Origin of the sequence: Cryobacterium fucosi (assembly GCF_004403515.1) — a bacterium.
GTDB lineage: Bacteria > Actinomycetota > Actinomycetes > Actinomycetales > Microbacteriaceae > Cryobacterium > Cryobacterium fucosi.
In genome coordinates, this window is sequence record NZ_SOHH01000038.1 from 43297 (window position 1) to 65543 (window position 22247).

The 22247-nt window shown below is 70.1% G+C and carries 21 protein-coding genes, 1 tRNA gene and 1 pseudogene; 17 read left to right on the forward strand and 6 right to left on the reverse strand.

What is annotated here, in order from left to right; translation table 11 throughout:
- Positions 1–72: 72 nt before the first annotated feature.
- Positions 73–855 (reverse strand): LmeA family phospholipid-binding protein, encoded by a 783-nt coding sequence (locus E3T48_RS03890; RefSeq protein WP_134522536.1) that lies wholly within the window; start codon positions 853–855, stop codon positions 73–75.
- Positions 855–2528, reverse strand: coding sequence for an arginine--tRNA ligase (argS, locus tag E3T48_RS03895; protein ID WP_134522537.1), 1674 nt, complete (start codon positions 2526–2528; stop codon positions 855–857). Before argS ends, E3T48_RS03890 begins: the two co-directional genes overlap by 1 nt.
- Before the next feature lie 54 nt (positions 2529–2582).
- Here argS and E3T48_RS03900 point away from each other — a divergent pair, with 54 nt between their 5' ends.
- The 3 genes from E3T48_RS03900 (at position 2583) to E3T48_RS03910 (ending at position 4400) form a co-directional block, all read left to right on the forward strand.
- Entirely contained in the window at positions 2583–3206 is a 624-nt protein-coding gene (locus tag E3T48_RS03900; protein ID WP_134522538.1) for an iron ABC transporter ATP-binding protein, read from the forward strand.
- Between the two features lie 106 nt (positions 3207–3312).
- Positions 3313–3384, forward strand: a tRNA-Arg gene (locus tag E3T48_RS03905).
- 485 nt (positions 3385–3869) lie between these two features.
- Positions 3870–4400 carry an AAA family ATPase gene (locus E3T48_RS03910; protein ID WP_166789620.1) on the forward strand — a complete coding sequence of 177 codons (531 nt, stop codon included), beginning with the start codon at positions 3870–3872 and terminating at the stop codon, positions 4398–4400.
- Between the two features lie 28 nt (positions 4401–4428).
- On the opposite strand, the gene E3T48_RS03915 is transcribed toward E3T48_RS03910, so the two are convergent.
- On the reverse strand, positions 4429–4953 hold the full coding sequence (locus E3T48_RS03915; protein WP_134522540.1) for a hypothetical protein: 525 nt from the start codon (positions 4951–4953) through the stop codon (positions 4429–4431).
- 344 nt (positions 4954–5297) lie between these two features.
- On the opposite strand from E3T48_RS03915, the pseudogene E3T48_RS17155 reads away from it, so the two are divergent.
- Positions 5298–5405, forward strand: a pseudogene (locus E3T48_RS17155) (flap endonuclease); the annotation flags it as partial.
- Between the two features lie 210 nt (positions 5406–5615).
- On the forward strand, positions 5616–6548 hold the full coding sequence (locus E3T48_RS03925; protein ID WP_174844128.1) for a cytochrome b/b6 domain-containing protein: 933 nt from the start codon (positions 5616–5618) through the stop codon (positions 6546–6548).
- Positions 6549–6560: 12 nt separating this feature from the next.
- On the opposite strand, the gene E3T48_RS03930 is transcribed toward E3T48_RS03925, so the two are convergent.
- Positions 6561–6932, reverse strand: a complete 372-nt coding sequence (locus E3T48_RS03930) for a winged helix-turn-helix transcriptional regulator (protein ID WP_134522541.1) — start codon at positions 6930–6932, stop codon at positions 6561–6563.
- Positions 6933–7024: 92 nt separating this feature from the next.
- Here E3T48_RS03930 and E3T48_RS03935 point away from each other — a divergent pair, with 92 nt between their 5' ends.
- From E3T48_RS03935 to E3T48_RS03950, 4 genes are all read left to right on the forward strand, one after another.
- The gene (locus tag E3T48_RS03935; protein ID WP_134522542.1) at positions 7025–7879 is read left to right on the forward strand and encodes an NAD(P)H-binding protein; all 855 of its coding nucleotides are present in this window, start codon (positions 7025–7027) and stop codon (positions 7877–7879) included.
- A gap of 324 nt (positions 7880–8203) precedes the next feature.
- Positions 8204–9433 carry a glycosyltransferase gene (locus tag E3T48_RS03940; protein ID WP_241986644.1) on the forward strand — a complete coding sequence of 410 codons (1230 nt, stop codon included), beginning with the start codon at positions 8204–8206 and terminating at the stop codon, positions 9431–9433.
- Positions 9430–10224, forward strand: coding sequence for a PIG-L deacetylase family protein (locus E3T48_RS03945; protein ID WP_166789621.1), 795 nt, complete (start codon positions 9430–9432; stop codon positions 10222–10224). Before E3T48_RS03940 ends, E3T48_RS03945 begins: the two co-directional genes overlap by 4 nt.
- Positions 10221–10802 carry a cysteine hydrolase family protein gene (locus tag E3T48_RS03950; protein WP_134522544.1) on the forward strand — a complete coding sequence of 194 codons (582 nt, stop codon included), beginning with the start codon at positions 10221–10223 and terminating at the stop codon, positions 10800–10802. The genes E3T48_RS03945 and E3T48_RS03950 overlap by 4 nt, the downstream gene beginning before the upstream one ends.
- A 181-nt stretch (positions 10803–10983) precedes the next feature.
- Here the strand turns inward: E3T48_RS03950 and E3T48_RS03955 are convergent, their stop codons facing one another.
- Positions 10984–11421 (reverse strand): DUF1294 domain-containing protein, encoded by a 438-nt coding sequence (locus E3T48_RS03955; protein ID WP_134522545.1) that lies wholly within the window; start codon positions 11419–11421, stop codon positions 10984–10986.
- 54 nt (positions 11422–11475) lie between these two features.
- On the opposite strand from E3T48_RS03955, the gene E3T48_RS03960 reads away from it, so the two are divergent.
- Positions 11476–12693 carry a trans-sulfuration enzyme family protein gene (locus E3T48_RS03960; RefSeq protein WP_134522546.1) on the forward strand — a complete coding sequence of 406 codons (1218 nt, stop codon included), beginning with the start codon at positions 11476–11478 and terminating at the stop codon, positions 12691–12693.
- Positions 12694–12775: 82 nt separating this feature from the next.
- On the opposite strand, the gene E3T48_RS03965 is transcribed toward E3T48_RS03960, so the two are convergent.
- Positions 12776–13603: a gamma-glutamyl-gamma-aminobutyrate hydrolase family protein gene (locus E3T48_RS03965; RefSeq protein WP_134522547.1), complete on the reverse strand. Its 828-nt coding sequence runs from the start codon at positions 13601–13603 to the stop codon at positions 12776–12778.
- Positions 13604–13841: 238 nt separating this feature from the next.
- Between E3T48_RS03965 and E3T48_RS03970 the strand changes: the two genes are divergently transcribed.
- The 7 genes from E3T48_RS03970 (at position 13842) to E3T48_RS04000 (ending at position 22246) form a co-directional block, all read left to right on the forward strand.
- Positions 13842–15947: a TPM domain-containing protein gene (locus E3T48_RS03970; protein WP_134522548.1), complete on the forward strand. Its 2106-nt coding sequence runs from the start codon at positions 13842–13844 to the stop codon at positions 15945–15947.
- A 111-nt stretch (positions 15948–16058) separates the two neighbouring features.
- Positions 16059–16790: a PspA/IM30 family protein gene (locus E3T48_RS03975; RefSeq protein WP_134522549.1), complete on the forward strand. Its 732-nt coding sequence runs from the start codon at positions 16059–16061 to the stop codon at positions 16788–16790.
- Between the two features lie 74 nt (positions 16791–16864).
- The gene (locus E3T48_RS03980) at positions 16865–17512 is read left to right on the forward strand and encodes an NADPH-dependent F420 reductase (RefSeq protein ID WP_134522550.1); all 648 of its coding nucleotides are present in this window, start codon (positions 16865–16867) and stop codon (positions 17510–17512) included.
- A 64-nt stretch (positions 17513–17576) separates the two neighbouring features.
- Positions 17577–18410 carry an arginase family protein gene (locus tag E3T48_RS03985; protein ID WP_134522551.1) on the forward strand — a complete coding sequence of 278 codons (834 nt, stop codon included), beginning with the start codon at positions 17577–17579 and terminating at the stop codon, positions 18408–18410.
- 86 nt (positions 18411–18496) lie between these two features.
- Entirely contained in the window at positions 18497–19303 is an 807-nt protein-coding gene (locus E3T48_RS03990) for a crotonase/enoyl-CoA hydratase family protein (RefSeq protein ID WP_241986645.1), read from the forward strand.
- 57 nt (positions 19304–19360) lie between these two features.
- Positions 19361–20839: a dihydrolipoyl dehydrogenase family protein gene (locus tag E3T48_RS03995; RefSeq protein ID WP_134522552.1), complete on the forward strand. Its 1479-nt coding sequence runs from the start codon at positions 19361–19363 to the stop codon at positions 20837–20839.
- Between the two features lie 402 nt (positions 20840–21241).
- On the forward strand, positions 21242–22246 hold the full coding sequence (locus E3T48_RS04000; protein WP_134522553.1) for a TerC/Alx family metal homeostasis membrane protein: 1005 nt from the start codon (positions 21242–21244) through the stop codon (positions 22244–22246).
- Position 22247: the final 1 nt, after the last annotated feature.

The window sequence follows — 22247 nt, forward strand, 5'->3', positions numbered from 1 at the left end:
CCGCGATTCGGCGCCCTCGTGCCGCTTGCCCAGAGCCGGAACCGGCGAGCGGTGCCGGCGAGCGGTGCCGGCTCAGCCGGCGTCGCAGGTGCCGAGCGTGGTGAGCGACTTGCGGGTGAGCAGCAGGCTGCTGGACTCGAGCGTGATCCGCGCCCGCTCCGGCGTGACGTTCACTCCGGCCAGGCTGACGCCCTCCGGCAGGTACTTCGCCACGCACACCCTGACCGGTTGCTGGCCGACGATCAGCGGCAGGAGCTGGTCCGCGTCGATGCTTCCGGAGCCGGTGGTGACCTTGGCGCTTTTCGGCGCGAACAGCAGCGAATCGGCGACGGCGGTCGGGGTGGCGGTGGCCTCGTAGCCGATGGGGAACCCGAGCACGGAGACGCTGCCGGCGTAGCTCACCTCACCGGCGCCCAGCACGAGTTGGGCGTCGGGGGCATCCGCCGCCAGCGAGCTGCGCAGCAGGGTGTTCAGCGCAGTCTGGTCCAGGTCGACCAGGCCGCGAACGTCGCCGACGGGCTTGCCCTGGTCGACGGGGACCTGGGTGGCCACGACCCGCACGGATGCCGCCACGCCGTCGACGGTGAGGGCCGGCGCGGTCAGTGCGACCCGGTCGAAGCTGCCGGCCAGGTATTGGGCGATCACCGAGATGCCGCCGATGGACACGCCGACGTCACCGGTGACGGTGTCGGGGAGGTTGTCGGCGATTTCCTGCTTGACCCGCCCTTCGGCGTAGCTACGGGCTCCCGCGTCGACGATGAAGAACGCGGCGATGAGTCCCAGCACCGTGAGGCTGGCGATGACGATCGCGCTCATCCCGCGGCGACGGCGGGTTCGTGCTGCCCTGTCCGCCATTACATGCGCTCCGGGGCGGAGACGCCGAGCAGGTCGAGGCCGTTGCGGATGACCTGGCCGGTGGCGTCGTTCAGCCACAGCCGGGTGCGGTGCAGGTCGGTCACCGGTTCGTCGCCGAGCGGGATGACCCGGCAGTTGTCGTACCAGCGGTGGTAGTAGCCGGCGACCTCTTCGATGTAGCGGGCGATGCGATGGGGCTCCCGCAGTTCGGCGGCCTGGCCGACGACGCGCGGATACTCCTGGAGCACGCCGAGCAGGGCCGACTCGCTGTCATGCGTGAGCAGCTCCGGGGAGAACGCCGAGCGGTCCACGCCGGCGGCGACCGCGTTGCGGGCGACGGACCGGGTGCGGGCGTGCGCGTACTGCACGTAGAAGACGGGGTTCTCGTTGGTGCGCTTGCCGAGCAGGTCGAGGTCGATGTCCAGCTGCGAGTCGCTGCTCGAGCGCACGAGGGAGTAGCGGCCGGCGTCCACGCCGACGGCGTCGACCAGGTCGTCGAGGGTCACGATGGTGCCGTTGCGCTTCGACATCCGCATCGGTTCGCCGTCTTTGACGAGGTTGACCATCTGGCCGATCAGGATCTGTAGGTTGACCCCTGGCACGTCGCCGAACGCCTCGACCATGGCCATCATCCGGCCGATATAGCCGTGGTGGTCGGCGCCGAGCATGATCAGGTTCTGGTCGAAGCCGCGTTCGCGCTTGTCGAGGTAGTAGCCGAGGTCGCCGGAGATGTAGGCCGGTTCGCCGTTGGAACGGATGATGACCCGGTCGCGGTCGTCGCCGAACGTTGTCGTGCGCAGCCAGATGGCGCCGTCCGATTCGAAGATGTGGCCCTGCTCGCGGAGCCGCGCGATGGCGCGGTTGACGGCGCCGGACTCGTGCAGGGAGTCCTCGTGGAAGTACACGTCGAAGTCCACGCCGAAGCCGTGCAGCTTGTCCTTGATCTCGGTGAACATGAGGTCCACGCCGATCTGCCGGAAGACCTCCTGCTGCTCGTCCCTGGGCAGCGACGCGATGTCGCCGTCGAATTCCGCGACGACCTGGTCGGCGATGTCGCCGATGTAGGCGCCGCCGTAGCCGTCTTCCGGGGTGGGCTCGCCGAGGTAGGCGGCCAGCACGCTGCGGGCGAACCGGTCGATCTGAGATCCGTGGTCGTTGAAGTAATACTCGCGCGTGACATCCGCGCCCTCGGCCTTGAGCACCCGGGCCAGGCTGTCACCGACGGCCGCCCAGCGCACCCCGCCCATGTGGATCGGGCCGGTGGGGTTGGCCGAGACGAACTCGAGGTTGATCTTGATGCCGTCATAGAGGTGGCCGGTGCCGTAGCCCGGCCCGGCGTCGACGATGGTCTTCGCGAGCGCGCCGGCGGCGGCGGCCTCGAGGCGGATGTTGACGAAGCCGGGGCCGGCGATTTCGACGGAGGCGACGTCGGGGAGGGCCTCGAGCCCCTCGGCGAGTTGCGCGGCGACCGCCCGGGGCGTCGAGCCGAGCGGCTTGGCGATCTTCATCGCGATGCTGGAGGACCAGTCGCCGTGGTCGCGGTTGCGCGGGCGCTCGAGGGTGACGTCGGCGGGGGTCAGATCGAGGGTGGTTTCGCTTCCCGACTGGCGTCGGCGCTCGCCCAACTGCTGGATCAGGGCGAACAGGGATTCGGAAAGCTCGGCGGGAGTCACGGAAACCAAGCTTACCGGCCCGGTTATCGGCCCCCTGCTTGGTAGGGTCAACCCGTGACTGACTCCTTCTCGCGCTCCCTCCTCCGCAGCCGGCGCCTGCGTGCCGGCCTTGTCCTCGCGACCGCCAGCCTCGCCCTCGCCGCGCTCACCGGATGCTCCCCCGCGGCAACGCCGTCGGCCTCGGGCAGCAGCACGCCGAGCGCCTCGGCGAGCGCGAGCCCCACCGCGACTCCGACGCCCACGCCCACCCCGGCCGGAGCCGCGGTCACGCTGACCTGCGACCAGTTGCTCACCCCGGACGACGTTTACGCGTTCAACCCGAACTACGGCACCGCGCCCGGCTTCACGGCAACGTCGGCGACCGCCAAGACGGCGCTGTCCTACCAGGGCCTCGCCTGCGGTCTGCTCAACCAGACCAGCGGCGAGATCATCGAGATCTCGGTGGCCCTGCCCAACCCGGTTCTGATGACCACGCTGACCGACAAGGCCATCGCCTCCAGCAACCCCGTTCCCACCTACGGCGCCACGCCCGTCTCCGGGTTCTTCACCACCAAGGGCGGGAACGGCGAGGCTCAGGTCTTCACCGAGAAGTACTGGGTCACCTTCAGCTCCCCCGTTTTCGGCGAGCCGGGCGACGCCGAGCAGCTCATGTCGGCTGCACTCTCGCACCTCCAGTAGCCGGAAGGTCGCCGTCGCCGCCCCTCTGCGGCGACGTGCGACCGGCAGATCGCGGTCGAAGCGAACCACCGGGCCCCAGGATGCTGATAACCTAGTGTTTTCCTTGGCCCCCATAGCTCAGGGGATAGAGCACTGCCCTCCGGAGGCAGGGGCGGCAGTTCGAATCTGCCTGGGGGCACCTGATGAGTCTGCCGGTCCGCCGGTGGTCGAGCGAACGGGCGGCGTTTGAGCCCGCAAGCCGGTGGTCGAGTCCGTCAGCCGGTGGTCGAGCCGCTCACCCGGTGGCCGAGGCGGTCAACCGGTGGTCGAGCCCGTCGAGAGCCCACCCGCCGGTGGTCGAGCCCGTCGAGACCCCACCCGCCGGTGGTCGAGCCCGTCGAGACCCCACCCGCCGGTGGTCGAGCCCGTCGAGACCCCACCCGCCGGTGGTCGAGCCCGTCGAGAGCCCACCCGCTGCGTGGTCTCGTCGCCAGCACGAACCCGAGGATCCCGGTGGCCGGATCCTCGGCAGTGATCCAGCATTCTGCACGGTCGAACTTCGGCCGAGCCCGCTCGGCCACTCCGGCGACCGCGGGCGGCGCACGCCTCGACCCACAGTCGATACAGGTTCCCGACGGATGCCCCGCTCCCGGCGACAGGCTCTTCCAGCTATAGAGTCTGAACGTGATCATCTGGCTCAACGGACCGTTCGGCGGAGGCAAGACGGCTGTCGCTCGATCGCTGTGTGAGCGTGATGAGTCCAGGGTCCTCTTCGATACCGAAGAAGTCGGCCAGATGCTGCGTCACGCGCTCAACGCCAAGCGCCCAGTCACCGACTTCCAGGATTGGCCTGCATGGCGCGCCCTGGTCGTTGCCACTGCCATCGAGTTGGTGGCATGCCTCGAGTGCGATCTCGTGATCCCTCAATCCGTGTTCACACACGCCTATTGGCACGAATTGACCACCGGATTCGCCTCCGCCGACGTCGAAATGCGCGCATTCACTCTCACCGCGCAACCCGAGGAACTCGAGAAACGCATCGCTCGGGACGCCAAGGAGCCCAGCGCGGTGGACTGGCGTCTCGCCCGAATCCCGGCCTTTCAGGACGCGCTGCCGTGGCTTGCGACGGAAACCACCGTGATCGACACATCCGGGCGCACGCCGGCCGAAATCGCAGCCCGCATCCTCGAGGACGTCGTCGCCGACCGACACTGAGGCGCAGAACCGGCCCGGACTTGCGTCCCTACGCGTTGAAGATTCGACGCTCCTCCACGATCCGGAGAATCCACGCGCAGGCAATCAGCAGCACGCCAAGCGGAAGCATGACCGCGTTCAACAACGGTGCGAGATAGACCACGAAATCTCTGAAGAAGGTCGCATCGCCCTGGATTGCGAACGTCCATTGCTCCAAATAGAGCTGGCTCGCCAGGCCCAGGACCAAAAGCGCCAGCCCGATCGCCACGGCGATTCGAGAGTTGACTCGCGGGGGAACCGACGGCGCATCCTCACGATCCTCGGTGAGGCCCGTCTCGCTGATACTGGGCGGGTGGACGAGTGCCCTGGCAACCAGGGACAAGGCCATCAACGTCAGCCCCAGTGGCAGCAGTGCACCGGCGAAGAAATAGACCACGAATCGGACAGCTTCATTCGATGCCAGCTCCTGCCCGCCGCCGAGGCCGAACATCACGGTGATGAGGAACGTTCCGACGGCCAGGCCGAGGACGGTGAGAACCGCCCCGACCCAGAATCCCCGCACCGGCGTCAACATACGTGACATCGTCGATTCCCCTCTGTCTGTTGAGCCCTGCCCGACTCCGTGCCGCCCCAGGGTGGCCGCGGGTACTGTGCCCACGTCGTCAAGCTAGCAGCGATGTATGCCGCGCTGTGCGAAATCTTGGAGGGCGAGACGGGGATCTCGACAGGCTCGATCACCGACGGTGCCGAGCCCGGACCGGTCGTCGAGCCTGTCGAGACGCGGGGATCTCGACAGGCTCGATCACCGGGGCGCGATCTCGACAGGCTCGATCACCGGGACGCGATCTCGACAGGCTCGATCACCGGAGCTCGGCGTTCCGACCCTGTTGTGGGAGCATGCCCGCGTGACCGATCACCGTGAACGCCGTCCGCGGGCTGCTCGACATCATCACCCGGCTGGCCTCCGAGTTCCGGCCGACCGAAATCGTCGCCTGCCGGGACGACGACTGGCGCCCTGAGTGGCGAAGACTCCCGCCAGGTGCAGGTGATCTACACCGGGCGCGGCATGGCCCGGCTGGCACGAGGTTTCGTTGCTTTACGGCGCACCGCACCAGCGATGGCGAAATGGTCGATGATGGCATAGTCGGCACTCCGCGCCGGCCTGCCGAGCGTTTCCGCCTGACCAGGAAGACCCAACCTCATGCCGCACAACGCGATCGCCCGGCGGGGTGAACGGTGACCGCGGAGAGCTCCCGGCTCTTCGGCCCGGGCCGGAGCATCTGGTTCACGCTGGCCTGGGCCGTCCCAGTCGCGGTCCTTGCCCTTGCCGGGGCCGTGCTCGCCGCGAAGGGCATTCGCGCCCTGCCCGCGGTCGAGTCCTTCCTGGTCGACTATCCGGGCGCCTCACCGCTGCCGGCCTGGGCGCCCGTCGGGTTTCCCGCCTGGCTCGCCTGGCAGCACGGCCTCAATGTCTTCTTCATCCTGTTCATCGTGCGCTCGGGCTGGCAGGTTCGCACGGCCGGGCGGCCGACCACGTTCTGGACCCGGCGGAACACCGGCGCCCTGCGCACCAGGCGGGCACCGACCCGGATGGGAATCAATCTCTGGCTGCACCTCACCGTCGACCTCCTCTGGGTGCTCAACGGGCTGGTCTTCTACGTGCTGCTCTTCGCCACCGGCCAGTGGGTGCGAATCGTGCCGGTCAGCTGGGACATCGTCCCGAACGCCGTCTCCGCCGCGATCCAGTACGCGTCACTGGGCTGGCCCGTCGGCGACGGCTGGGTGAACTACAACGCCTTGCAGACGCTGAGTTACTTCAGCATCGTGTTCGTGGCCGCCCCCCTCGCCCTGGCCACCGGCATCCGGCTGTCTCCGCTCTGGACCTCGCGCAGACTCAGCAAACTGATCCCGCTCGCCCCGACCAGGGTCGTTCATGTCGGCGTGATGGTCTTCTTCCTTGTCTTCATCGCGGTGCACGTCACGCTGGTCCTCGCGACCGGCGCCCTCCGCAATCTGAACCACATGTACGCGGCGACGAGCGGCGACGGCTGGACCGGGTTCTGGATCTTCGCCGCGTCGCTGGCCGTGATGGTCGTGGCCTGGTTCGCCGCCGGCCCCCGCCTGCTGCGCGCCGTCGCCTCACTCGGCGGCACCGTCACGACCCGCTGAGTCGCTTCGCTGTCACGGCGCCACGATCTCATCCGCGTTGTCGGCGATCCAGTCCATCAGGGGTAACAGGCGGCGGGTGAGTTCGCGGCCCCGCTCCGTCAGCTCATAGTCGACACGCGGCGGGATGGATGCCTGCGCCTCCCGGTTGACGAAACCGTCCGCCTCGAGCGTGCGCAAGGTCGACGCGAGCATCTTCTCACTGATTCCCTCGATGGACCGCCGCAGCTCGCCCCAGCGCAGGGACTCCTGCTCGAGCGCCAGCAGCACCAGCACGCCCCACTTGCTGGTCACATGGTCAAGCACCGTTCGGGTGGCGCACTTCGCCGGATACAGGCCGCCGACCGCGCCGGGCCGCGCGCGGGAAACCTCGAAACTTACCTTCATGGGGGTAGCTTACCAAAAAGTGGGTACCTGCGTTGGGGAAGTAATGGCGCTGGCCTGTCGTTGACACCGGCAAGCAACCGAAAGGGCATCACATGTCATACATCGTCACGGCCACCACCGGCCACCTCGGCCGTCTCATCGTCGAGTCCCTGCTCGCACGCGGCGCGGCTCCCGCCGACATCATCGCCACGGCCCGCAATGCGAACAAGCTCCCGGCTCTGGCCGAACTCGGCGTGAGGACGGCCGTGCTCGACTACGCGAGGCCCGAGACGGTGACCACGGTCGTCACGCCCGGCGACGTGATCGCCCTGGTGTCGGGCTCCGAGCTCGGCCGGCGCTTCCTCCAACACTCCACCGTGATCACGGCGGCCACAGACGCCGGCGCGAGCCGCATCGTCTACACCAGCGCGCCCAAGGCCACCACCTCAGGCCTGCTGCTGGCCCCCGAGCACAAGGCGACCGAGGAGTTCCTGGTGGCGTCCGGGGTTCCGTTCACGATCCTGCGCAACGGCTGGTACACCGAGAACTACACCGGGGAGATCGAGAAGGCGCGCCAGTCAGGGGAGATCGTCGCGAGCGTCGGTTCCGGCAGGGTCGCCAGCGCCAGCCGGGCCGACTATGCGGATGCCGCGGCGATCGCCCTCCTGGACGACTCCCTCGCGGGCCGCACTCTCGAGCTCTCGGGCGACCACGCCTGGGACTTCGACGAACTCGCGGCGACGATCGGAACGCTGATCGGCAGGGACGTGACCTTCCGCAACCTCACACCGTCGGAGCATTCGAATATGCTCGCGGGCTTCGGGCTGGACGAGGGCACGGTGGGCTTCATCGTCGGGCTCGACGCCAACATCCGTGACGGCCTGCTCGCCGAGACCAGCGGTGACCTTGCCCGCCTCATCGGCAGGCCGACGACTCCGCTCGCGGCAGGGCTTGCTGCCGCGGCATAGACCCGGGCCCAGTGGCCGTCCTTGCGCTCGATGCCGACGGTGAGGCGGCTTGTCATCGAGTTCGCGGCGGCTGGACCCGGCTCGCGGCGCAGGTTTGAGAAGCGGGCGCACGGCAGAACGTGCGCCCGCTTCCCGGACCTGCGCGACGAGGCCGTAGGCCGGGCAACTGGCCAATGACCTGACCTTTTTTCGGGGCCCGCTCGCCTCGAGCGCGCCCGAAGCGCCGCTGCGCGCCCGGCGTGCCTGGCGCGCAGCGGCGAAGTTGGCGCGCTCGCCGGGCAGGCCTCCCAGAGAACGCCGAATCTGCTGGGCTACGCTCTTCTGGTGCCTCACCCGTTGCCTCCCCTCCACATCGCCCTCGTCTGCCTGCACACCTCGCCGGGCGCGGAGCCAGGTTCGGGTGACGCCGGAGGCATGAATGTCGTGGTCCGCCAGCAGGCGGAAGCCCTGGCGGCGGCAGGCCACACCGTCGACATCCTGACCCGGCGCTCGTCGTTCGAGCTGGCCGGCAACGTGCAGCTCACCCCGGGGGTCACCCTGCGGTTCCTCGACGCCGGCCCGGCGGAGCCCGTGGCGAAGGGCGACCACGAGGCTTTCATCGACGAGTTCCGGCTGCGGATGAGCGCCCTCGGCCCGTACGACGTCTACCACTCCCACCACTGGTTCTCCGGGATGGCCGCCCTGCCTCTCGCCCGTCTCCGCGGGGTGCCGCACGTGCAGAGCTTCCACAGCATCGCGGCCGACGAGTCCACCCCGCTGTCGGCCGGTGAACGCCCGGAATCCCCGGGTCGAATGGCCGGCGAGGCCTGGCTGGCCCGCGAATCCGACGCCGTCGTGGCGATCAGCGCGGCCGAGGCCGACACCGTGGTGGAGCGCCTCGGCGGTTCACCGGATCGCGTCGCGATCGTGCCGCCCGGCGTCGACGGGAGCCTCTTCCGTCCGACCACGCCGGAACCCGGCGCTGGCCGCGGCTATGCGATCGTGGCCGCGCGCCTGCAGCCGCTGAAGGGCCTGGACCTGGCGATCGAGGCCATCGCGGCGGTGCCGGAAGCGGTGCGCCCCGACCTGGTCATCGCGGGGGATGCCTCGGCCGACTTCGACGGCTACGTCGACGAGCTGAAGGCACTCGCGTCCCGGCACGGGATCGAAGCCGGGGTGCGGTTCGTCGGACCGCAGTCCCGGGTCGCCCTGGCCGCCCTGCTGCGCGGGGCACGCGTGGTGCTCATCCCCTCCCACTCGGAGACCTTCGGCCTGGTCGCCCTCGAGGGCGCGGCGAGCGGCGTGCCCGTGGTCGCCGCGGCATCCGGCGGCCTGCGCGAGGCCGTGCTGCACGGCGACACCGGCGTGGTGCTCGAGTCGCGCGACCCGGCGGCCTGGGCCGGAGCCATCACGACGATCCTGTCGAACCCCGGACTGGCCAGGCGCCTGTCCGTCGCGGGGCGCGAGCATGCGGAAGACCTGGACTGGCCCCGGTCAGCGGCCGGCCTGCTGGTCGTCTACCGTGCTCTCGCCGGCCCCGGCGCCGACCACCACCAGCACCTCGCGATCGCGTGAGCCTGCTCGACTTGGGCGCATCCGTGCTCCTCGTGCACGCCCACCCCGACGATGAGACGATCTCAACGGGGGCGCTGATCGCGGAAATGATCGAGCGAGGCATCCGGGTTTCGCTGCTCACCGCCTCCCGCGGCGAGCGTGGCGAGGTCGTTCCCGGGCCGCTCTCGGGCCTCGAGGGCACCGCCGCGCTCACCACGGCGCGGGAAGAAGAGTTGCAGCGGGCCGCGGCCGCGCTCGGAGTCTCGGAACGGTTCTGGCTCGGCGAGCCCCCCGCGCGGGCAGCCGGTCTGGCTCCGCGCCGCTACCGGGACTCGGGCATGACCTGGATCCGCCCGGGCCTGGCCGGACCGGCGGACGACGTCGACGACGACGCCCTCGCGATCGCACCCCTGCACGAGGTGGTGGCGGATGTCGCCGCCCTCATCCTGGCGCTGCGGCCGGCGCTCGTCATCAGCTACGACAGCGGCGGGGGCTACGGCCACCCAGACCATGTCCGGACGCACGTGGCCGCCCTCGCCGCGTGCGGCATCGTCGGCACGCCCCTCGCGGAGATCCTGCACGACCGCGCCGACGACGGCGAGTGGTTCGCCCTCGACCGGCACCTGGCCACCGTGACCGCTGCCCTCCGCTGCCACGCAAGCCAGCTCACCGTCGACGGTTCGGACATCGTGCACTCCGGCGGGCAGCGGGAGCCAATCACGACATCGATCGGCCTGCGCGTCCTCCGTGTCCAAAACGGATGCCCGCCACGGCGCGCGGTGCAGGCAAAAGGGGGTTTGATTGAGGAATGACCAGCATTGACAAGAACGCGGCACTCGTCATCATCGATGTGCAGCAGGGTTTCGACGAATCCGAATGGGGCTCCACTACCAATCCCGGCTGTGAGGACAACATCGACGCCCTCGCCGCGGCCTGGGTCTCGACCGGCCGACCGATCGTCGTCGTGCGCCACGACAGTAAGAATGCGGGATCGTCGCTCCATCCGGGGCAGCCCGGCAATGCGCTCAAACCGAGCGTCGCCGCGCTCCCGGCCAGCCTGTTGGTGACCAAGAACGTCAACTCCGCCTTCATCGGCGACCCGGACCTGCACCAGTGGCTGGGCCGGCAGGGCATCCGTCAGCTCGTGATGTGCGGCATCCAGACCAATATGTGCGTGGAAACCACGGCCCGGATGGGCGGCAACCTCGGCTACGACGTGATCGTTCCCCTGGACGCCACCCGCACCTTCGGACTGGTCGAAGTGGCACCACGGAACGGGACCACTCTGTCGGCCACGGCCGATGAGGTCATGCGCATGACGGCGCTGAACCTGGCCGCCGGCGGGTTCGCCACGGTCACCAGCACCGCGGACTTGCTCCCGCTGATCTGACCGGCGCACCGGGTCTCGACAAGCTCGACCACCGGGGACACGCTCGACCACCGGGCGGTGAATGAGCCCGTCGAAATCGGCCGGGTCTCGACAAGCTCGACCACCGGAGACACGCTCGACCACCGGAGACACGCTCGACCACCGGGCGGTGATTGAGCCCGTCGAAATCACGCGCGAACCGTTATCCGGCCATCCCTCCGGACAGCAGCAGCGAGGTCAGCCCCACGAAGGCAACCACATTCAGCACCACGGTCCCCCAGAAGGCCGAACGAAAGCTCGCCTTCTTCGTCTTGTGACGAAGAGTCTGCTGGGCGACGATGGCACCGGGCCAGCCACCCACGGCACCCCAGACGAGCAGGGTGCTCTCCGGTACTCGCCAGCGGCCCGCTGTCGCCGCCGACTTGTCCACCGCGTAGGCCACGAAGCAGCACGCACTCGCGGCCAGATAGACGGCCGCGACCCAGACCGACAGCGGCCGGATCGCGTTCAGCACCAGGCAGAGAGCGACAAACGCCGGAATCGCCAGGTACGCGCCCGCGCCTGAGCCCGACCCCGGCGAGGCCGACCGGCGGCTCTGGTTCCGGCGCCCCGGTGTGCTGCGTGATCTGCCCTGGCCCATGTAGACGAGCGTAACGTTCCGGCGCGCCGCGGCATCCGACCGTAGGTTGGAAGCATGACCTCGCCGCGCACCCTGCCCAGACCCGACAAGCACGACCCGCAGAGCCTCGGGTTCGCCACCCAGTCGGTGCACGCCGGGAATCAGGTCGACGCCGGGTCCGGTGCGCTCCGCACGCCCATCGTGATGGCGAATTCCTACGCGCTCCCCGACGACCCGGCGGCCTTGAGCTGGTCGGGCACCGACGTTCCCCTGTACACCCGCAACAGCGGGTCCAATCAGCTGGGACTGCAGCGCAAGCTCGCCGTGCTCGAGGGCGGTGAGGATGCCGTCGCCCTCGCGAGCGGCGTCGCTGCCCTGCACGCGGTCTTCTTCACGCTCCTGCGAACCGGTGACCACGTCGTCGTCGCGGATGTGACCTACGAGGCGGTCTTCCGGCTCTTCACCGAGCTGCTGCCGGAGAAATACGGCATCCAGGCCAGCTTCGTCGACCCGACCGACCCGGACGCCGTGCGGGCAGCCATCCGCCCGGAAACCCGGCTGGTGCACATCGAGTCGGTCGGCAACCCGACCACCAAGGTGACGGATGTCGCGGCGATCGCCCGCATCGCCCACGAGGCCGGAGCCCTTCTCTCGATCGACAACACCTTCACTCCCCCGCCGCTGTTCCGCCCTCTCGCGCTGGGCGCCGACCTGGTCGTGCACTCCCTGACGAAGTACATCAACGGGCACGGCGACGCGATGGGCGGCGCCGTCATCGGCCGCGCCGACCTGATCCGTCGGATCAAGCTCGACGCCATGGTGGATGTCGGCGGAGTGATCAGCCCCTTCAACGCCTGGCTGATCATGCGCGGCTCGGTCACCCTGCCCCTTCGCCTGCGCCAGCACTGCGCCTCGGCGCAGGCGATCGCGGAGTTCCTCGAGGCCGACCCGCGGGTGGCCTACGTCGCCTACCCGGGGCTGGAGTCGCATCCGCAGCACGCCGTCGCGGCGCGCCAGTTCGGCCAGGGGTTCGGCGGCATGATGGCGTTCGCGGTCGCCGGCGACGCGGCCACCCAGAACCGGTTCGTGTCGAACCTGCGGGTGATCACCTCCGCCGTGTCGCTCGGGCACGACGAGACCCTGATCGTGCACGTCGACGCCTCCGGCCCGCGGGTGGCGGCCTACCCGCCGGCGTTCCGGGAGTTCGGGCACCTGCGGCTCTCGGTGGGGCTGGAAGACGCCGACGACCTCGTCGCCGACCTCTCCGCCGCCCTCGCCGCGACGTTCCCGTGAGCCGATACGGGATCGGGAGCCGTTACGGGATGTAGTTGAACTCGTCCGGGTTCGGGCCGGTGCGCTCGATGCGAGTCTGCGGTCAGGCCGCGACGAGGTCGGCGACGCGTGCGTCGGCGACCTGACGCTGCAACGCCGAGAGGAGGAGCGGCAACTGCTCGGCCGGGGCATCCGGCGCCTCGGGGTGCCACTGCACTCCGGTGATCGGCGCCGACTCGTGTTCGACCGCCTCGACCAGGCCGTCCGGGGCGATAGCCGCGGGAACCAGACCGGCGCCGAGCCGGCCGACGCTCTGGTGGTGGGCGCTCTGCACCGAGACGGCGACGGAGCCGAGGCTGTCGAGCAGCCCGGTGCCGTCGAGGAGCTCGACGGGGTGCTCGCGCAGGGTCTGGTCGACCGGAACGTCCACAGTGCGGTGGATGCCGTCTTCGATGTGCTGCACGATGCCGCCGCCGAGGGCGACGTTGATGACCTGCAGTCCGCGGCAGATTCCGAGGAGCGGGGTGTCCCTCGCCACGGCGCGGTGCACGAGGGCGATCTGCCCCTCGTCGGCGGCGTCGTAGTGGCGGGTTTCACCCTCGTAGCCGTCTGCGCCGCCGTAGAACCGGGGCGTGATGTCCTCGCCGCCCATGATCAGGATGGCGTCGCAGTCATCCGTCGCCTCGAGCAATTCGGCCGGGGTCATGTCGGCGGCCGCGAGACGCGTGACTCGCCAGCCGCCCCGCTCACCGGCGGAGACCGCGGAGGCATTGAGCACCTGGACCTTGGCGTGGTACGCCGGGCGGTCCGGGCGGTGGCGGGTCACCTCGACGACGGCGAGGCGGGGCAGGTCCGCGGTGGAGCCATGCTCGGGCGCGAAGGCCACAGGGGTCGTGGCGGCGAGCTGCGGCGGTGAGAAGTGCCTGGTCATGTTCGCCTCCGCCCCGGTTGTTGTGGTTTCCCCAGTCTGGAGACTGGACCGAGATCCCGCCAGCGGACCCGTAACAGTGCGAAACAGTGCGGACCGGGGTGCCCGCCGGCGGCGCATCGGCCGCCTGCCCTGCCCGCCGAAAGTGGGGCCGCCGGTTCCTGGACGCGTCGCACCTGACCGTTCTATGCTCGGCACGAGAAACACCAGCGTATCGACGGTCTTGTGAGGATGTGTGCCCATGCGGTCACGGTGGTTGATCCCTGTCGCAGTGGCGGCCCTGTTCGCCGTCTCCGTTCCCGCCCTGGCCGTTCCCACCCTCGCCTGGGCCGAGGATCCCGTCACGTTCGGCGCGAGCCACATCGCGGACAAGGTCGGCGCGGTCACCACACGCAGCGCCGAGGTGACCGCCGCTCTCGACCGGCTCTATGCCGACACGCGCACCGACCTCTTCGTCGTCTACGTCGACGCGTTCACCGGGGTGGCCGACCGCCAGCAGTGGGCCGACCAGACCGCCGACGACAACGGTCTGGGCACCAACGACGTGTTGCTGGCCATCGCCACGGGCGATCGGGAGTACCAATTGTCGGTCGCCCCCGACTTCGCCCTGACGGATGCCCAGCTCCGCGAGGTCGAGACCGTCGCGATCGAGCCGGCGCTCCGGGTCAACGACTGGGCCGGCGCGGCCATCGGCGCGGCGAACGGCCTCGCCGCCGGCATCACGGGCACAGCCATCACCGCCCCCGAGATCACCCCGGGGGATGCCTCCCCCGGCCAGTCCGCCGGCGGATCGATCGGCATCATCCTGGTGATACTGGTCGTGATCGCCCTCCTCGTCGTGGGCGCCGTGGTCTTCTTCGTCGTGCGCGGGAGGCGGAAGGCCGCGCTCCCGCCGGCCGGGCCGCCGACGACGGGCCTGCAGGCCCTGCCGACCACAGAGCTGAAGCGGCGCGCGGCGAGCGCACTCGTGCAGACGGATGACGCGGTCAAGTCGAGCGAACAGGAGCTCGGCTTCGCAATCGCCCAGTACGGTTCCGCGGCGACGGGCGCCTTCCAGACCGCCCTGGCCTCCGCGAAGGGGCAGCTCACCGAGGCGTTCACCCTGCAGCAACGGCTCGACGACTCCGAGCCGGACTCGGAGGAACAGCAACGGGCCTGGTATGCCGGGATCATCGACCTGTGCGGCACGGCCAACGCGGCCCTCGACGAACAGACCGACGATTTCGACGAACTCCGGCAGCTGGAGAAGAAGGCGCCGGAGGCCATTGCCGCGGCAACCCAGGAGGTCGCCGCGATCGAGGCGCGCGTCACCTCGGCCGATGCGGCCCTGGCCGCCCTGGCCGCCCGGTACACCGACAACGCGATCGCGACGGTCGCCGACAACCCGCGTCAGGCACGCGAACGAATCGCATTCGCCGGGGCGGCCCTGGCCGAGGCGAACACGCGCCTGACCGCCGGAGAGACCGCCGCCGCGGCCGTGGGCGTACGCGCCGCCGAGGAATCGGCCGACCAGGCAAGACTGCTGCTGGACGCCGTCGACCGGCTCGGCTCGGACCTGCAGACCGCGACCGCCGGCGTGGCCGCGACCCTCGCCGAGCTGCAGGCCGACCTCGTCACCGCGCGCGGGCTCCCTGCCGGCACCTCCGCCTCCGGCGCCCTGCCCGGCGTGATCGCCGTCACCGAGCAGGCCATCAGCGAGGTCACCGGGCGGCTCTCCACCGCCCGGATCGACCCGCTCGAGCTGATGCACAGGCTCGAGGTCGCCAACACCCAGATGGACGCGGCGCTGCAGGACGTGCGCGACGCCGTGTCCAGCGCGCAACGCGCCCGGGCGGCCCTGAACCAGAACCTGCTGGCCGCCCGCGCCCAGGTCTCCGCCGCCGAGGACTTCATCACGGCCAGGCGGGGCGCGGTCGGCGCGGAGGCGCGCACGCGTCTGGCCGAGGCCGGGCGCCTCCTGGTCGAGGCGGAGTCGGCGAGCGCCGTGAACCCGGATGCCGCCCTCGCCGCCGCCGCCCGGGCCAACTCCCTGGCCGCGAACGCCATCGCCCTCGCCCGGAACGACGTCAATGAGTTCTCGGGCGGACAGGCGGCAGGCGGCCTCGGCGACGTCTTCGGCGGCGGAGGCGGCGGAGGCGGCAGCCGCGGCGGGAGCGGCAACGGCATGATGGGCGCCATCCTCGGGGGCATCATCATCAACTCGATCCTTGGCGGCGGCGGGGGCGGCGGGGGCATCTTCGGCGGAGGCGGGGGCGGGCGTCGCGGCGGGGGCGGCGGCTTCGGCATCCCCGGCGGATTCGGCGGGGCGGCCACCCGTTCCCGGCGAGGCGGCGGCGGCAGGTTCTAGGTTCACCGCGGCATCCAGCTGCCAGCTTTTTCACAGACAACCGGCACATTCACCCAGCACACACCGACAGAATGGGCTTATCCCCGTCTGATCCCTCGAAAGGACACTGCAATGACAAAACAGTCCATCTTCGGCCGCGTCGCCCAGCTCGCCAAGGCCAACATCAATGCGCTCCTGGATTCCGCCGAGGATCCGAAGCTCATGCTCGACCAGATGGTGCGCGACTACACCAATAGCATCGCCGACGCCGAGAGCGCCATCGCCGAGACCATCGGCAACCTGCGCCTGCTTGAGGACGACCACCGCGAAGACGTGGAAGCGGCCGCCGAATGGGGCGGCAAGGCGCTGGCCGCGAGCCGCAAGGCCGACGAGCTGCGTTCGGCGGGAGCCACGGCCGACGCCGACCGCTTCGACAACCTGGCGAAGGTGGCGCTGGGCCGCCAGCTGCAGTCCGAGAAGGAGGCGAAGATCGCCGAGCCGCAGATCGCGTCGCAGTCGGCCGTCGTCTCCCAGCTCAAGAACGGCCTCAACGCCATGAAGGAGAAGCTGAACCAGCTGGCCTCCAAGCGGAACGAACTGATCGCGCGGTCGAAGACCGCAGAGGCCCAGACCAAGGTGATGGATGCCGTCAAGAGCATCGACATCATGGACCCGACCAGCGAGGTCTCCCGGTTCGAGGACAAGATCCGCCGCGAGGAGGCCCGGGTCCGGGGTGCGAGCGAGCTGGCCGCATCCAGCCTCGACGCCCAGTTCGAGAGCCTCGAGGACCTCGGCGAGCTCACCGAGGTCGACGCGCGCCTCGCCACACTCAAGGCCGGCGGCGCGAGCGAGATCGAGAAGTAGCCGGCTCGAGAAAAAAGTCCTGGCAATCGGGCGCCGGTGGGAACACCCTGCCGGCGCCCGTCGTTGTCGATGGCATGACAACCATCGGACTCATCGGCGCCGGCAACATCGGCAGCCAGCTCGCACGACTCGGCGTGGCCAACGGCTATGACGTGGTCATCAGCAACTCGCGCGGACCGGAAACCCTGCGCGACCTCATCGAGGAGCTCGGTCCCCGCGCCAGGGCCGCCACCCCCGCCGAGACGGCCGCGGCGGGGGACCTCGTCGTCGTGACCATCCCGCTGGGCCAGATCGACACCCTGCCCGTGAGCGAGCTCGCCGGCAAGGTCGTCATCGACACGAACAACTACTACCCCCAGCGAGACGGCGACATCGCCCCCCTCGACGACGAAACCACGACCACCGCCGAGCTGCTGCAGGATCGGCTGCCCACCTCGACAGTCGTGAAGGCGTTCAACCACATCTACGCGGCCGACCTCACAACGGATGGCCAGCCCGCCGGCTCGGAGAACCGACGCGCTCTCGTCGTCGCCGGCGATGACACTGCGGCCGCCGCCACGGTGACTGCGCTGCTCGACGATTTCGGCTTCGACACCGTCAACCTCGGCCCGCTCGCCGAGGGCTGGCGGATCCAGCGCGACACCCCCGGCTACGGTCCGCGCCTCAACGCCGGTGAGCTCCGGGACGCCACGACCGCCGCGCGGCGGTACCGGGACCAGTAGCCGGGGGTGCCGCTCGCGCGCCACACGCTCGCACGCCGCAAGCGGAGGGGAGCATACTGAGGGTATGGCTCCCACCTTCGTTGTTGTGCCGCAGTGGCAGGGTTCGGTTTCTCCTCGCGCGATGCGCCTGAGTGACGGTGCGGAGGCCATCCGAGGAGATCTTCCCGCGTCCGCGACGCGGGAGGTGCCCGTCCCGGTCGAGGCAGGCGACGCCCTCGACACCGGGATCGACCGGTTCTCCACCCTGGTCATGGTGCGCGAGCGCCTGGCGTCGGCGCTGCGCTCCGCCGCGACGCCGGTGCTGACGATCGGCGGTGACTGCGGGGTGTCCCTCGCGTCCGTCGAACACGCCGCCCGGCAGCATCCGGCCGACCTCGCCCTGGTCTGGCTCGACGCACACCCTGACCTGCACACGGCGGAGACGTCCCCGTCCGGCGCGTTCAACGGCATGGTGCTGCGCGCCATCACCGGAGAGGGCACCGACGGTCTGGCGCTGACCGGTGACGACCGCGTGCCGCTGCAGCGGGTGATCCTCGGCGGGGCGCGGGACATCGATCCGGCCGAGGCGGAACTCATCCGGGAACGCAAGGTCGCGAGCCTCTCCATCGACGACCTCGCCTCCCCCGACGCCCTGCTCGCCGCGGTGCGCGCCACCGGTGCGAGCTCGTTCTACCTGCATATCGACCTCGACGTGCTCGACCCGGCGATCCTGGCCGGCCTGGCCGACCTGATGCCGTTCGGGCTGAGCGTCGAGGCGCTCAACCGCACGATCACCGCCCTGCGCGGCGAGTTCACCCTCGCCGGGGCGACCATCGCCGGCTTCGCCCCTGCCTCGCCGGAGGCCGCTCCCGACGACCTGCCGAGCATCCTCCGCATCATCGGGGCCCTCACGCGCTGACCGGGGGTTCCCGTCAGCGCATCCGGAAGCCCGACCCGTAGCATGGGACCGACGCGCCGAGCGTCACGACGCCGAGGGAGGCATCCGTGAGCCTGCAAGACACCGTTCCCGACCAGCCGAGGATCATCACCGAGCGGCGGGGACACGTGTTCCTGATCGGGTTCAACCGGCCGGAGAAGCGCAATGCCGCCGACCTTGCGCTGCTGCAGCAGCTCGCGCTCGCCTACGGGGAGCTGGAGCGCGACCCCGAACTCCGCGTCGGCCTGGTCTATGCGGTCGGCGACCACTTCACCGCCGGCCTCGACCTGGCCGACATCGGGCCACGTCTCGGGCCGGACGGCATCGACATCGTGCCGGAGGGCGGCATCCACCCCTGGCAGGTCGGCGGCCAGAGCCTGTCCAAGCCCGTCGTGATCGCCGTGCAGGGCACCTGCCTCACCCTCGGCATCGAGCTCATGCTGGCCAGCGACATCTCGGTCGCGGCCGAGTCCACCCGGTTCGGGCAGATCGAGGTGGCCCGCGGGATCCTCCCCTTCGGCGGCGCCACCCTCCGTTTCCCCCGCACCGCGGGCTGGGGAAACGCGATGCGATGGATCCTCACCGGCGACATGTTCGATGCGGCCGAAGCCCACCGGATCGGACTGGTGCAGGAGGTCGTGCCGGACGGCACCGAATTCGACCGCGCCCTCGAGCTGGCCGAGCGCGTCGCCGGCCAGGCGCCGCTCGCCGTGCAGGCTACGCTCGCGAATGCCCGCACCGCCGTGCGCGACGGCGTCGCCGCGGCCGAGGCCCGACTGCAGCCGGCTTTGGCCCGCCTCGCCGCGACCGAGGATTCCCGGATCGGCATGGAGTCGTTCCTGACCCGCACGCCGGCGACCTTCATCGGCCGCTGAGCCGGAACAGCCCCCGCCCCACGACCTCACCCCCACCCGGAAGTCAGGAGAACAGCAATGGCCGAACCGACCGGAAGCAGCAGCACCACCACCACCACCACCACCACGGACTATGACGTGATCGTGATCGGCGCCGGGGCGGTGGGGGAGAACGTCGCCGACCGCACGGTGCAGGGCGGCCTGCGCACGGTGATCGTCGAGAGTGAACTGGTCGGCGGCGAATGCTCGTACTGGGCCTGCATGCCCTCGAAGGCACTCCTCCGCAGCGGGGCCGCCGTCACCGCCGCCGGGCGCGTCGGCGGCGCGGCCGAAGCCGTCACCGGCGAACTGGATGTCGCGGCCGTGCTGCGCCGCCGCGATTCCTTCACGAGCAACTGGTCGGACGAGGGCCAGGTGAGCTGGCTGGAGAAGTCCGGGATCGCCCTCGTGCGCGGCCACGCCCGGCTGACCGGGGTGCGCGAGGTGACCGTGACCCACCAGAACGGCTCCACGACCGTGCTGACGGCGGCCCACGCGGTGGTCGTGAGCACCGGGTCCGCCGCACTGCTGCCCGACATCCCCGGCCTGGCCGAGGTCGCGCCGTGGACCAGCCGAGAGGCCACCAGCGCCCAGAGAATCCCGGCGGGCCTCGCCGTCATCGGCGGGGGCGTCGTCGCGGTCGAGATGGCCACCGCCTACGCAACCCTCGGCGCCACCGTCACGATGATCGTGCGCCACGGCCTGCTCGGCGGGATGGAGCCGTTCGCGGCGGACCTCGTCACGGCCTCGCTCCGGGAGAGCGGCGTCACGGTCCTCACCGGGGTGTCCACGACGGGCGCCGCGCGCACCGAAGACGGCCAGGTCGCGCTCACCCTCGACGACGGCACGACGGTCACGGCCGCCGAGGTGCTGGTCGCCACCGGCCGGGTGCCGCACACCGGTGACCTCGGCCTCGAGACGGTCGGGCTCACCCCGGGCGAGTGGCTCACGGTCGACGACACCATGCTCGTGCGGGGCGCCGCGCCGGAGCTGGCGGGGCACTGGCTGTACGCGACCGGGGACGTCAACCACCGGGCCCTGTTCACCCACCAGGGGAAGTACCAGGCCAGGGCCGCCGGCGACGTGATCGCCGCACGGGCCGCCGGTCGGCCGGTCGATGACGCACCCTGGGGAACCCACGTCGCCACCGCCGACCACGCCGCGGTCCCCCAGGTGACCTTCGGCGACCCAGAGGTCGCGTCGGTCGGACTGACGCAGGCGGCCGCGGAGAAGGCCGGGCATCGCATCCGGGTGCTCGACTACAACCTGGGCTGGGTCGCCGGGTCGAGCGTGCACGCCGACGGCTACACCGGGACGGCCCGGGCGATCGTCGACCTCGACCGGGAGGTGCTGCTCGGAGTCACGTTCGTCGGTCCGGACGTCGCGGAGCTGCTGCACGCGGCGACGATCGCCGTGGTCGGCGAGGTGCCGATCGGCAGGCTCTGGCACGCCGTGCCGAGCTACCCGACGATGAGCGAGATCTGGCTGCGCCTGCTCGAGGAGTACGGCCGCCCCTGACCCCGGTGCTCGAGCCCCGGTGCTCGAGCCGGTCGAGCCCCCGCCGCCACCCCGCCGCCACCCCGCACCCCGAGCCGGTGGTCGAGCCTGTCGAGACCCCGCCGCCACCCGCGTCCGCCCTGGCCCCCGAGCCGGTGGTCGAGCCTGTCGAGACCCCGCCGCCACCCGCGTCCGCCCCGCACCCCGCACCCCGAGCCGGTGGTCGAGGCTCACGGCTGAGGTTGGAGAAGCCGGCGCAGGATGGAACGTGCGCCCGCTTCTCCAACCTGCGCCACGAGGATCATGGAGCGCGGTCGCCGCGGATTCGAACGGTTGGCCCGCGTGCGGATGCGCGCAGGATTGCCGTCCCACGCCTATATCCTTGGTGAACGCCGGATTCGTTTCGATCGACGGGAAAGCACCATGCTCGAAGTAACCGCGCTCCGCTGGGCGCTCACCATCGCCCTCATCCTGGGGCTGCTCGCCCTGGACCTGGGTCTCGCTGCGGCACGGCCGCACGTTGTCAAGTTCCGCGAAGCCGTGATCTCGTCGATCCTCTACATTGCCGTGGCAATCGGGTTCGGCCTCGTCTTCGCCGCCCAGGTGGGTTGGGACTTCGGTGCGGAATACTTCGCCGGCTACATCGTGGAGAAGAGCCTGTCCATCGACAACCTCTTCGTTTTCACGATCATCATGACGACCTTCGCCGTGCCGGACAGATACCAGCAGAAGGTTCTCATCTTCGGGATCGCCCTGGCCCTGATCATGCGAGCGATCTTCATCGCGCTGGGTGCCGCACTGCTCTCGCTATTCTCCTTCATGTTCCTGATCTTCGGTCTCGTGCTGATCGTGACGGCCGTTCAGCTCTACCGGCACCGCAACGCCGACCCTGACGTGCAGGACAACGTCCTGGTGCGAGTGGCTCGTCGCGGACTTACGGTCACCGAGGATTACGACGGCGGCCGATTGTTCTCCCGCAGCGCCGGCCGCCGAGCGGTGACGCCGCTCTTCATCGTGCTGCTGGCCATCGGCAGCACAGACCTGTTGTTCGCGCTCGACTCGATCCCGGCGATTTTCGGGATCACCGACGAACCGTACATCGTCTTCACCGCGAACGCCTTCGCCCTGCTCGGGCTTCGCGCGCTCTTCTTCCTCGTGAAGGGACTCCTTGACCGCCTGGTCTACCTCTCCACCGGGCTGTCGCTCATCCTGGCGTTCATCGGCGTGAAGCTCGTCCTGCACTGGGGGCATGGCATCGATGACCGCGTACCGGAGGTCAGCACCAATGCCAGCCTCATCGTCATCGGTGTCGTCTTGACCGTGACCACGATTGCCAGCCTGATCAAGGTTCGCCAGGACCCCACCGCACGCGCCCACGCCGGCTCGCTGACAGCGGAGGATCCGCATGATTCCGGCCGCTCGAGATGAC